Annotated in this window: 13 protein-coding genes; all 13 read left to right on the forward strand. The window is 46.0% G+C overall.

What is annotated here, in order from left to right; genetic code table 11:
• The first annotated feature begins 12 nt into the window (after positions 1-12).
• Complete coding sequence (gene hslO, locus BP97_RS0127145; protein ID WP_028551932.1) at positions 13-882, forward strand: Hsp33 family molecular chaperone HslO; 870 nt, start codon at positions 13-15, stop codon at positions 880-882.
• Between the two features lie 74 nt (positions 883-956).
• Positions 957-1889, forward strand: a complete 933-nt coding sequence (locus BP97_RS0127150) for a peptidyl-prolyl cis-trans isomerase (RefSeq protein WP_028551933.1) — start codon at positions 957-959, stop codon at positions 1887-1889.
• Between the two features lie 137 nt (positions 1890-2026).
• Complete coding sequence (gene cysK, locus BP97_RS0127155) at positions 2027-2965, forward strand: cysteine synthase A (protein WP_028551934.1); 939 nt, start codon at positions 2027-2029, stop codon at positions 2963-2965.
• Positions 2966-3076: 111 nt separating this feature from the next.
• On the forward strand, positions 3077-4615 hold the full coding sequence (locus BP97_RS0127160) for an anthranilate synthase component I family protein (RefSeq protein WP_028551935.1): 1539 nt from the start codon (positions 3077-3079) through the stop codon (positions 4613-4615).
• Positions 4616-4627: 12 nt separating this feature from the next.
• Positions 4628-5206 (forward strand): aminodeoxychorismate/anthranilate synthase component II, encoded by a 579-nt coding sequence (gene pabA / locus BP97_RS0127165; RefSeq protein ID WP_028551936.1) that lies wholly within the window; start codon positions 4628-4630, stop codon positions 5204-5206.
• Positions 5206-6084, forward strand: coding sequence for an aminodeoxychorismate lyase (gene pabC / locus BP97_RS0127170; RefSeq protein WP_028551937.1), 879 nt, complete (start codon positions 5206-5208; stop codon positions 6082-6084). The genes pabA and pabC overlap by 1 nt, the downstream gene beginning before the upstream one ends.
• 12 nt (positions 6085-6096) lie before the next feature.
• Positions 6097-6960, forward strand: a complete 864-nt coding sequence (gene folP, locus BP97_RS0127175; protein ID WP_028551938.1) for a dihydropteroate synthase — start codon at positions 6097-6099, stop codon at positions 6958-6960.
• A 19-nt stretch (positions 6961-6979) separates the two neighbouring features.
• Positions 6980-7342 carry a dihydroneopterin aldolase gene (folB, locus tag BP97_RS0127180; RefSeq protein WP_028551939.1) on the forward strand — a complete coding sequence of 121 codons (363 nt, stop codon included), beginning with the start codon at positions 6980-6982 and terminating at the stop codon, positions 7340-7342.
• A gap of 4 nt (positions 7343-7346) precedes the next feature.
• Positions 7347-7853 (forward strand): 2-amino-4-hydroxy-6-hydroxymethyldihydropteridine diphosphokinase, encoded by a 507-nt coding sequence (gene folK / locus BP97_RS0127185; RefSeq protein ID WP_028551940.1) that lies wholly within the window; start codon positions 7347-7349, stop codon positions 7851-7853.
• The gene (locus tag BP97_RS0127190) at positions 7835-8044 is read left to right on the forward strand and encodes a helix-turn-helix domain-containing protein (RefSeq protein ID WP_028551941.1); all 210 of its coding nucleotides are present in this window, start codon (positions 7835-7837) and stop codon (positions 8042-8044) included. The genes folK and BP97_RS0127190 overlap by 19 nt, the downstream gene beginning before the upstream one ends.
• 27 nt (positions 8045-8071) lie before the next feature.
• The gene (gene dusB / locus BP97_RS0127195) at positions 8072-9091 is read left to right on the forward strand and encodes a tRNA dihydrouridine synthase DusB (protein ID WP_028551942.1); all 1020 of its coding nucleotides are present in this window, start codon (positions 8072-8074) and stop codon (positions 9089-9091) included.
• A gap of 190 nt (positions 9092-9281) precedes the next feature.
• Entirely contained in the window at positions 9282-9758 is a 477-nt protein-coding gene (gene greA / locus BP97_RS0127200) for a transcription elongation factor GreA (RefSeq protein ID WP_028551943.1), read from the forward strand.
• 104 nt (positions 9759-9862) lie between these two features.
• A complete protein-coding gene (gene lysS / locus BP97_RS0127205) occupies positions 9863-11359 on the forward strand; it encodes a lysine--tRNA ligase (protein WP_028551944.1) in 1497 nt (498 codons plus the stop codon).
• Positions 11360-11727: the final 368 nt, after the last annotated feature.

Here is an 11727-nt window from a genome sequence, read left to right on the forward strand (position 1 = left end):
AAGGGTAACTCCATGCGTGATTACTTAATTAGAGCGACGGCGATGGAGGGCAAAGTAAGAGCATTTGCCGTTCGTTCCACCGGGATTGTAGACGAAATCAGTAGAAGGCACCAAATGACTCCAACGACAACGGCAGCACTAGGTAGAACGATATCTGCCGGTTTGATGATGGGGGCAATGCTAAAAGGTGAGGAGAAGCTCACCATAATGATTAAAGGCGGAGGGCCCATCGGACAAATTGTGGTGGATGCCAATGCATTGGGGGAAGTTCGTGGATATGTAACCGACCCGCTGGTCGATCTGCCTCTTAATGAGGTCGGTAAGCTCGACGTTGCTGGTGCGGTAGGAACGGATGGCTTTTTGAATGTAGTTAAAGACTTGGGACTTAAAAAGCCATACAGCGGCAGTGTTCCCTTGATATCCGGGGAATTGGGCGAAGACTTCACATACTATTTTGCAAGATCCGAGCAAACGCCTTCTGCAGTTGGCTTAGGTGTGCTAGTAGGCGTGGACCACGCGGTATCTTCCGCAGGAGGATTCATTATTCAACTTCTGCCTGGCCTGAAGGATGACGAAATTACGCTTATCGAATCGCTTCTGTCCAGAATTGAACCTGTAACCACTCTCCTGGAAAAAGGATTGGGTCTAGAGCAAATACTTCAGCGTATCGTTCCTAATGTTGAGGTATTGGAAGAAATGGATGTTCATTTCCGCTGCAACTGCTCGAGGGAACGCGTTGAGCAGACGTTAATTTCATTAGGCCGCGAAGAGCTGGAGCAGATGGCAGAAGAAGACGGGAAAGCGGAGATTGTGTGCCACTTCTGCAATGAACAGTATCTTTTTGAAGAAGAAGATTTAAAAAACATTATCAATCAGCTTTAATTAGACGATAAAAAGGTTGAGACGACCTTTTTGAAGGATCAAAAAGCAATAGTGACCATACGAGGGGATTAGGAATGAGAAACATAAAAATACTGTGGGGAGTCATTGCGGTTTTGTTTATTGCCGTTGTCATCCTTTCCTCCGTATTGTCTGCCGATTTTTTCAACCAACGACATGTCGACATGAGCCCGGATCAGACAAAGCAGAACCCGTCAGTAAAAGTCATCGCAACTATCGGAGACAAAACCATCACCAGCAAAGAATTAGATCAGCAGCTGCTGCAAAAGCATGGCCGGGAATTGTTAAATCAAATGGTGGATCATGAAGTCATTCGCTTGGAAGGTAAGGCATTGGGGTTGTTTGTGGAGGAAAGTGAAATCCAGAAGGAACTGAAACGGATGCAGCAAGGCTACGATAATGAGGGTCAGTTCTATGAATCGATGAAAGTCCAGCTTGGCTTGTCGCCGGAGGCGTTGAAGACCGATATTTATGACAAGCTGCTTCAGGAGAAAATTATTACCAAAGACATTATTGTTTCAGACGAACAAGTGAATGCTTATATCCAGTCCCATCCCGATGAATTTAAAACCGAGGTCCAGCTCAGATTGCAGCAGATTGTCGTAAGCAGCAAGGAACAGGCCGGAAAAGTAGCTGCAGATGTAAGCAAGGGAGTCGATTTTGCTCAGATTGCTAAAGACAGGAGCTTGGATGACGCGACCCGTGACAACGGCGGTGATCTGGGGTGGATTGAGGAAGATGATCCGTTTATTGCAGCTCCCATCATGAAAGCTGCTAAACAGCTGAAGGTTGGAGAGGTAAGCAAGGCCATCGATATGAACGGGCAGCTCTTTATTGTGAAGCTTAAGGATCGTAAAGAGCAGCCGAAGTTGAGTAAAGAGGCTCTAATGGAAAGTGTCAGAAAAGAAATTGCTTTGCGAGCCGCACCACCCTTGAAAGATGCCATTATGAAACTTCGTGAAAAATACAAAGTGAACATGATGCTGTAGCTTGGTTGAGATCATATTGGTAACCTCATCCATAAATTGATATTGACAACCTTAGCTCCGGTTGATAAGATATTATTATAATACCTACCAATTTACTCGGATATTATTCATCATATTTATTTTAGGAGGAAGTCAGGATGGCAAAAATAGTTCAGAACATTACACAATTAATCGGTGGAACCCCTCTAGTCAAGCTGAATCGCGTTGTACCTGAAGGCAGCGCAGAAGTGTATGTTAAGCTGGAATACCAAAACCCTGGTGCAAGCGTAAAAGATCGTATCGCTATCAGTATGGTTGAAGTGGCTGAACAAGAAGGCAAGCTGAAACCAGGCGACACCATCATTGAACCGACAAGCGGAAATACAGGAATCGGTTTGGCTATGGTAGCTGCAGCTAAAGGCTATAAAGCCATTCTGGTTATGCCTGAGACGATGAGTATGGAGCGCCGTAATCTGCTTCGCGCATATGGTGCTCAATTGGTACTAACTCCTGGAGCGGAAGGCATGAAAGGCGCGATCAAGCGTGCGGAAGAGCTGCAAGCGGAGAACCCTTCCTACTTTATGCCACAACAATTTAAAAACCAAGCGAACGTAAAAGTACACCGCGAAACAACAGGCCCTGAGATTGTAGATGCTATCCAATCCCACGACGGTAAGCTGGATGCATTTATTGCCGGTATCGGAACCGGCGGTACCATTACAGGCGCAGGCAGTGTATTGAAAGAAAACTTCCCTAACATCAAAGTTTACGCAGTAGAACCTAGTGCATCCCCAGTGTTGTCCGGCGGCAAGCCAGGCCCTCACAAAATCCAAGGCATCGGCGCAGGCTTCGTTCCTGATATTTTGAACACATCGGTTTATGATGCAGTTATTCCTGTTGAGAATGATGATGCGTTCGAAACTTCCCGCCGTGTAGCTAAAGAAGAAGGTATCCTTGGAGGTATTTCTTCTGGAGCAGCTATTTTTGCAGCATTGAAAGTGGCTAAAGAGTTGGGCCCGGGCAAGAGAGTTGTAGCCATCGTTCCAAGTAACGGCGAAAGATACCTGAGCACGCCTTTGTATCAATTTGAAGATTAATAACTAGTGCAGAGGGCCCTTCAATTCGTTGAGGGGCTTTTTTTCATTAGCAATATCAAGTATACTAAGTCCAAATCTTATGAATAGAAGCAAGGAGGGGCGTCCGTTACGATGATTACCTACGATCAATGGCGGCAGTGGGCTGGCCGTTATACGATGCTTCCCTACGTGCGGCGTTACCCCTTGGAAGAAGATCGGTTTATTTCTTGGGAAACAGCATGGGAGCAAGCATCACCGGGTTCCTTTGTACTAGAGAGTGGAAAGGGAGGAAGGTACACCTTCCTCGGGCTTCGGCCGGTCTCTACAATTCGTGGTAAGGGACTTCGCACCATTATCCAGTACGAAGACGGTATGACCGTTGAAGGAGAAGGAACGCCACTGGAAGCGGTAAAGCAATGGATGGAATCTTACCGTGCACCTGCCGTTCGTGACCAAGGCTTACCCAAATTTCTTGGAGGTTGCGTTGGGTTTTGGGGCTATGATGTAGCGCGGACCATAGAAAGGCTTCCTGTTCAAGCCTCTGACGATTTGCCTGTACCGGACTATGCCTTCGCACGGTTCGATCGAATTTGGATCATTGACCATAAGGAACAAATGCTGTATTGTGCGATTCACAAGATGGCAGTCGGAGAAGACGAGTCTTTAGCTGAGCGGTATCGTGAAGCGGAAGAAGATGTCGAGCAAATGAAGCGTCAGTGGGACCTTGTTGCTGCTGTCAATCATACTGAGAACTATAAAGACACCCGTGAAGCGATGCTGATGCAGGTGAATAAGGATCAGCTTTACATTGATGTCGACTCCATTGAGGGCATTCAGCCTGATTTTCCGAGAGACGCTTATATTGAGGCAGTTGAGCAAATTCGAAGTTATATCGGCGCCGGTGATGTGTTCCAAGTGAATTTATCCGTACGGCAGCATAAACAGCTGCATGCAACACCAGAGGCTATTTATGAATGGCTGAGGGTTGTTAATCCTTCCCCCTATATGGGGATGCTGCGGTTCGACGATTTTCAGATCGTATCAGGCTCTCCAGAGCTGCTTGTGCAGCTGGAAGAGGATGACGTACGTACTCGTCCGATTGCAGGCACCCGTCCGAGAGGCAAGGATGCTGAAGAAGATCAGCGGCTTGCAGATGAATTAATTCATCACGAGAAAGAACGTGCCGAGCATATCATGCTGGTCGATCTGGAACGCAACGATCTTGGGAAAATATCGACTTACGGGACGGTAAAAGTAAAAGACTTCATGGTCATCGAGTACTATTCTCACGTCATGCATATTGTCTCTCAGGTGGATGGAAAGCTGGCACCGGGTAAACAAGCCTATGACGTCATAGCGGCTACATTCCCTGGAGGCACGATTACAGGCGCACCGAAGGTTCGCACGATGGAAATCATTGAAGAGCTTGAACCCGTACGCAGGGGCCCGTATACAGGTTCTATTGGATGGATTGACTACAATGGGGATACGGAATTCAATATTATAATTCGAACGCTCGTGGTGGCTGAAGGGATTGGTTATGTTCAGGCCGGAGCAGGCATTGTCATCGACTCCATCCCGGAGAAAGAATATACAGAATCGATCAATAAAGCTAAAGCTATGTGGAAGGCTATTCAATATAGTGAATCGAACGACAAAATTAAAGCTTAGGGGGAATATGCTGTGATCCTTGTCATTGATAATTATGATTCCTTTACTTATAATTTGGTGCAATATTTAGGTGAGCTTGGTCAACAAGTAGAAGTTCGCCGTAATGATGAGATCGACTTGGCTGGAATCGAGGCGCTTAATCCCGACCATATTCTTATTTCACCAGGACCGTGTACTCCGAACGAAGCAGGCATCAGCCTTTCACTTATCGAGCATTTTAAAGGAAAAATTCCGATTCTCGGGGTATGTCTCGGGCATCAATCGATTGGACAAGTATTCGGTGGAGAAGTGATTCGAGCCGAACGGCTAATGCATGGTAAAACTTCGCCGATATTGCATGACGGTAAGACCCTATTTAAAGACCTACCGTCGCCGTTCACAGCAACCAGATACCATTCCTTAATTGTCAAAAGAGAGACGCTGCCAGATTGCCTCGAGATTAGCGCTGAGACAGCGGAAGGGGAAATTATGGGGCTTCGCCACAAGGAATATCCTATTGAAGGCGTGCAATTTCATCCGGAATCAATTATTACTGATCATGGACTTCGTCTGCTAAGCAACTTCTTGAACGAAACGGCAGTGAAGCAATAGTGAACATCTACGTCAATGGAAGCATAATAACGGAAGAAAAGGCCGTGGTCTCGGTATACGATCACGGTTTTCTTTACGGCATCGGGCTATTTGAAACGTTCCGTACCTATGGAGGACAGCCGTTCCTTCTAAGGGAGCATCAAGAGCGATTGATAGCTGGCTGTGAGCAGTTGGGGATAGATTACCGGCCAGAAGCGGGAGAATGGGAAGGCCTTGTTAAAGCATTGTTAGAAGCTAACGGGCTTACCGATGCCTACTTTCGCTTTACTGTTACAGCTGGAGAAGATTTACTCGGCCTTCCGGTGGGGGATTATGGGAAGCCGCAAATGATAGTCTACGTTAAGGGACTGCCTTCTCGAGACGAGGAACTGTACCGGAAGGGAAAGCCGCTGCAGCTGCTGGCTACCCCTCGAAACACGCCGGAGGGGAATGTAAGATTCAAATCGCTCCATTATATGAATAATATATTGGCGAAGCGAGAGCTCCGACAATATGCGTGGGCAACCGGGGCTGAGGGGCTGCAGACCGATCGAAACGGCTTCCTTGCTGAGGGGATCGTAAGCAACCTTTTCTTCATTAAGAACGATCGACTGCATACCCCTTCGCTCGATACAGGGATATTGCCCGGCATTACAAGAGCTTTTGTTATGGAATTGGCGAAGAAATGCGGAATGGAATTGGAAGAAGGTCATTACCGGTGGGACGATTTACGGATGGCCGACGAAGTGTTCATTACCAATTCTATTCAAGAAATGGTTCCTATTACGACACTTTACGATTTGTCAGGTAACTCCTATAGAGTTAACGAAGGAATGGCTGGTCAACTAACAAGCAAGCTCATACTATTGTACGGAAATCACACAATAACTCGGAAGTGACGGTGAACGCTCATGTCGAAATCAGTCAATGAGCAGCAGCCTTTTATAGACTGCCGCGGCATCTCTTTGGATGTATATAATGAAACGGTCATTATGGGGATTTTGAACGTAACTCCAGACTCCTTTTCAGACGGGGGCCGATATAACAATCTCTTCTCAGCCGTAGAGCGTGCCAAGCAAATGATTGCAGAGGGTGCCGGAATCATTGATATCGGGGGGGAATCAACCCGTCCTGGAGCGGAATTGGTTACATTGGAGCAAGAGCTGGGACGGGTTATTCCGGCTATCCGCGCGTTGAAAGAAGCGGGAATTCAAGTTCCCATTTCCATCGATACCTATAAGGCAGAGGTAGCGAGGCAAGCATTGGAGGCAGGGGCACATATATTGAACGATATCTGGGGTCTGAAAAAAGACCTTGAAATGGCCAAGCTTGCCGCTGATTACGGCTGCCCTATCGTTATCATGCATAATCGCGAGGAGGCGGTGTATGATAACTTCATTCATGATACAATCCAGGATTTACTGGAAAGCATCCGTATAGCACATGATGCAGGCGTCAAGGACCATCAAATTATTTTGGACCCGGGAATAGGGTTTGCGAAATCTTACGAGCAGAATTTACAGCTGATGAATGAGCTTCATCAAATTGTGGCTTTAGGATACCCAGTGCTGCTGGGAACCTCCCGGAAAACCATGATTCGAACCGCTTTGCAGCTTCCTGCAAATGATGTAATAGAAGGAACGGCTGCAACCGTAGCGATGGGTATTGCACAAGGCTGTCGAATTATGCGAGTCCATGATGTTAAACCAATGAAGCGAGTTGCTGTCATGGCTGATACCATCATCAAGCACCGGCTGCCTGCTGAGAACGTGTAGAGAAGGGAAGTGTTGCAAATTGGATAAAATCGTTATGAACGGCATGCAATTTTACGGCTACCACGGCGTATTTCCTGAAGAGAATAAGTTAGGCCAACGCTACCAGGTAGATGTTGAGATGCATCTGCCTTTGGATAAACCGGGAGCCTCCGATCACCTCGAAGACACGATTAACTATGCAGAAGCATATGAAATTGTTAAAAACATTGTAGAGAAGGAAACCTTCAAGCTGATTGAAGCTTTAGCCGAGCAGGTTGCATCTAAGCTCCTTCAAACTTATACTAGTATAAATGAAATTACTGTACGCGTACTGAAGCCGCATCCTCCGGTTGCGATCTTTTTTGAAGGCGTAGCAGTTGAAATTCACAGAAAGCGGGCATAAGTTCATGGGCTCACAGCCTTCACATTACGCATACATTGCGTTAGGCTCCAATATGGGGGACAGAGAACGTTTGCTGCTGGAAGCGATTCGCCTTCTTGCAGAGCACGAATCTATAGAGGTTATCGGCTGTTCCGGTATTTACGAAACGGAGCCTGTGGGCTACGTAGACCAGGCGGCTTTTCTTAATATGGTGATTGAGATGCAGACATCGCTTGAGGCAATGGAGCTGCTTAAGGTTATGCAGCATATTGAACTGAGCCTCGGGCGAACGCGCGAGCTGCGTTGGGGACCAAGAACAATCGATCTGGATATGCTGTTGTACGATGATGTGAAGCAGGACGATCCAACGCTCATCCTTCCTCATCCAAGAATGCTGGAACGAGCCTTTGTCCTTGTGCCTTTGGTCGAGGTCATGCAAGCGCGCCGTGTGCAGCGGGCTGCCGAATGGGCAGCGCATCTAGAGAAGCTGGAGGGAAAGGAAGGCGTTACCTTATGGAGAAAAATGCAATAGCTCAGCGCATTCGCGCTTTTCGTAAGCTAAAGGGCTTTACCCAAAATGAATTGGCCGATCAATTGGATGTATCCATTGCCATACTTGGTGCCATCGAACGTGGAACACGCAAGCCTGACCCCAAAATTATCCGAAAAATTTCCGAGGTGCTCGGAATCGATCCGGAAGAATTACTGCCTACAGCAAAATAAGCGAAAGAGCGAAAGGAGGGAATTAACATGTTGAAAATAGGAAATGTAGAGGCACCGAACCAAGTTGTGCTGGCTCCTATGGCTGGAGTGTGCAACCCGGCGTTTCGTTTGATTGCCAAGGAGTTTGGCTGCGGACTTGTATGTGCCGAGATGGTTAGCGATAAAGCGATTTTGCACGGTAACCATCGCACGATGGAAATGCTGTTCGTGGATGATCGCGAGAAGCCGCTTAGTCTGCAAATTTTTGGTGGGGATACGGAATCTTTGGTTGAAGCAGCCAAATATGTAGACCAACATACGAATGCGGATATTATAGATATCAACATGGGTTGTCCTGTTCCCAAAATAACTAAATGCGATGCGGGAGCTCGTTGGCTTCTAGATCCGCCGAAAATTGAACAGATGATTTCTACCGTAGTCAAATCGGTCAGTAAACCCGTGACGGTGAAAATGCGGATCGGTTGGGACGATGAACACGTCTATGCTGTGCAAAATGCTAAAGCAGTAGAAAATGGCGGAGGCTCCGCAGTATCTGTCCATGGCCGTACTCGTGTACAAATGTATACAGGACATGCCAACTGGGACATTATTAAGGAAGTTAAGGAATCGGTATCCATTCCTGTTATTGGAAACGGGGATGTGTGCACACCTGAAGACGCCAAACGGATGCTGGAGCAGACGGGTGTCGATGGCGTTATGATCGGTCGGGCAGCACTAGGCAATCCATGGATGCTGTACCGGACGATTCAATATTTGACGCACGGAGAGCTGCTTCCTGAACCATCAGGCCAGGAGAAAATGCGTATTGCGCTTCTTCATATGGATCGCTTGGTTGCCCTCAAGGGTGAGCATGTAGCCGTAAAGGAAATGCGGAAGCATTTGGCTTGGTATTTAAAAGGACTGGCTGGCGCGGCACGTGTCAAAGATGTAATTATGGAACAAACGAAGCGGGATGAAATGGCTCGTGTACTTGAGGAGTTTGTGTCTTCCATGGGGCAAGATTCGCAAACAGAAACCGCAATGGAAACGTCCGCAGCGGTTCAATAAATCGTGTATTCTGAGGCATTTGGTTCAGATTGACATTTGAATAGGGTTGCAATATAATCAGTCAATAGTCGTTCAGCAAACGGATCAGGCATCAGGATCTCGATCGTTAATATATTATTATAAGTGAATTCATAATCGAAGGAATCAGCTCGAAATATGAAAATCTTTCACATGACAGGAGATCGTTGCAATGAGTGAAAAAGAAGTCATCCTGACTCAGGAAGGTTTAAAAAAGCTTGAGGAAGAGTTGGAGCATCTTAAATCCGTGAAGCGCCGTGAGGTTGCGGAACGTATCAAAGTAGCGATCGGTTACGGAGATATTAGTGAAAATTCCGAATATGAAGATGCTAAGAACGAGCAAGCGTTTATCGAGGGCAGAATCCTCACATTGGAGAAAATGCTTCGGAATGCTCGGATTATTAATAATGAAGATGTCAACACAGATACAGTCAGTGTAGGTGCCATCGTCACACTGAAGGACTTGGAATTCGGTGATATCGTAGAATACAATATTGTAGGTACAGCGGAGTCAGATCCGTTTCAAAATAAAATTTCCAACGAAAGCCCTGTAGGAAAAGCCATTCTTGGCAAAACTAAAGGTTCTTTGGTTGACGTTAACGTACCTGCAGGCGTAATCCAGTACGAAATCATCGATATTAAGAAATAAGATGGCTTTTATCTGGAGCTTATTGTAAAAATCGTCGATAGAAAGCTTCCTCTGGAAGCTTTTTTAACGTATAGAAAGCAGCAAATCATAAGGAGTTGGAGTGCGTGACTGTAGAACAAGAAATAAACGAATTGCTTCAAATCAGAAGAAACAAATTGGACGAGCTTCGTGCATTGGGCATTGACCCGTTCGGACAAAAATTCGATCTTACCCACCATGCAGCAGAATTGCTTAAAGCCTATGACGATTTTTCCAAAGAAGATTTGGATGAAAAAGAAATTGAAGTCAGCATTGCTGGCCGTATTATGCAAAAACGCGCGATGGGTAAAGCCAGCTTTACGCATATTCAAGATATTACCGGCAAAATTCAAGTTTATGTGCGTGAAGATGCAGTCGGATCAACCAAGTATCAAGCCTTTGATCTGTTGGATATCGGAGATATTATCGGTGTCAAAGGGGTTATGTTCAAAACAAAAACAGGCGAGCTTTCCGTAAAAGCCAAAGAGGTAGAAGTGCTTTCCAAATCACTGCTGCCGCTCCCTGAAAAATATCACGGTCTGAAGGACGTCGAGCTTCGCTACCGTCAGCGGTATGTCGATCTCATTATGAATCAGGAAGTACAACAAACGTTTATTTTGCGTTCCAAAATTATTCAATCGATGCGTCGTTACCTGGATTCCCGCGGTTATTTGGAAGTAGAGACTCCTACTCTCCATGCCATTGCAGGCGGAGCTTCCGCTCGTCCGTTTATTACGCATCACAATGCGTTGGACATGCAGTTGTATATGCGTATCGCCATTGAGCTTCATCTGAAACGCCTCATTGTCGGGGGTATGGAAAAAGTATACGAGATCGGCCGCGTATATCGTAATGAGGGGATTTCTACACGACATAACCCTGAGTTCACGATGATCGAGCTGTACGAAGCTTATGCCGACTATCAAGACATCATGAGACTGACTGAAAATATGATTGCGCATATCGCTCAAGAAGTATTGGGTACAACGAAGGTGCAATATCAAGGGCATGAAGTAGACCTGGCTCCACATTGGAGACGCGTTTCCATGGTTGATGCGATTAAAGAAGTCGTGGGTGTTGATTTCAGCAAGCAGATGACAGATGAAGAAGCGCATCAGCTGGCCAAAGAGCATAAAGTGCCTGTTGAGCCTATGATGACCTTTGGACATATCGTGAATCAGTTCTTCGAAACCTTCGTAGAAGAAACCTTGATTCAACCTACATTTGTATACGGGCATCCTGTTGCAATCTCTCCATTAGCGAAAAAGAATGAACAGGATCCGCGTTTTACAGATCGTTTCGAATTGTTTATCGTGGCGCGCGAGCATGCTAACGCGTTCACTGAGCTTAATGATCCAATTGACCAGCGTGAGCGTTTTGAAGCTCAATTGGTGGAGCGTGAGCAAGGGAATGATGAAGCGCATGAAATGGACGATGACTTTATTCGCGCTTTGGAATATGGTATGCCGCCTACAGGTGGACTCGGCATTGGTGTAGACCGTCTGGTTATGCTATTGACCAACTCTCCTTCTATTCGCGATGTGCTGTTGTTCCCGCTAATGCGTGAACGCCAAGGCGAATAAATATCGAGTTTTAAGTACATGATAAAACGTATCTTCCAGAAATGCTGGAAGATACGTTTTTTGATTTAAAACCGTGTTGAAAATAAATCAAAAAATAGTTTGCATTTCGTGTTGCGTTTTGGTATATTACTTTTTGTCGCTTTTGAGACTCTGCTGCAGTGCCGCTCACATTATCATCGAATGATGAAAATGATGAAAAAAAGTACTTGCAATTGAGTGGGCGAATGTGATATATTAATCAAGTCGCCGCTAAACAGGGTGACGATAAAAAACAAGAAATTGTCCTTTGAAAACTGAACAACGAGTGAATGTTTTAAAGAGAATGAAAATTCTCGCTAGCATTGAATTTTGAGCTTAAGACAAGCTCT

The organism is Paenibacillus sp. UNC451MF (assembly GCF_000686845.1).
Lineage (GTDB): Bacteria > Bacillota > Bacilli > Paenibacillales > NBRC-103111 > Paenibacillus_S.

Bases quoted from the DNA above. Each gene is read 5' to 3' on its own strand.
- hslO (WP_028551932.1), top strand. From the start codon at position 13: ATGCGTGATTACTTAATTAGAGCGACGGCGATGGAGGGCAAAGTAAGA.
- BP97_RS0127150 (WP_028551933.1), top strand. From the start codon at position 957: ATGAGAAACATAAAAATACTGTGGGGAGTCATTGCGGTTTTGTTTATT.
- cysK (WP_028551934.1), top strand. From the start codon at position 2,027: ATGGCAAAAATAGTTCAGAACATTACACAATTAATCGGTGGAACCCCT.
- BP97_RS0127160 (WP_028551935.1), top strand. From the start codon at position 3,077: ATGATTACCTACGATCAATGGCGGCAGTGGGCTGGCCGTTATACGATG.
- folP (WP_028551938.1), top strand. From the start codon at position 6,097: ATGTCGAAATCAGTCAATGAGCAGCAGCCTTTTATAGACTGCCGCGGC.
- folK (WP_028551940.1), top strand. From the start codon at position 7,347: ATGGGCTCACAGCCTTCACATTACGCATACATTGCGTTAGGCTCCAAT.
- BP97_RS0127190 (WP_028551941.1), top strand. From the start codon at position 7,835: ATGGAGAAAAATGCAATAGCTCAGCGCATTCGCGCTTTTCGTAAGCTA.
- dusB (WP_028551942.1), top strand. From the start codon at position 8,072: ATGTTGAAAATAGGAAATGTAGAGGCACCGAACCAAGTTGTGCTGGCT.
- greA (WP_028551943.1), top strand. From the start codon at position 9,282: ATGAGTGAAAAAGAAGTCATCCTGACTCAGGAAGGTTTAAAAAAGCTT.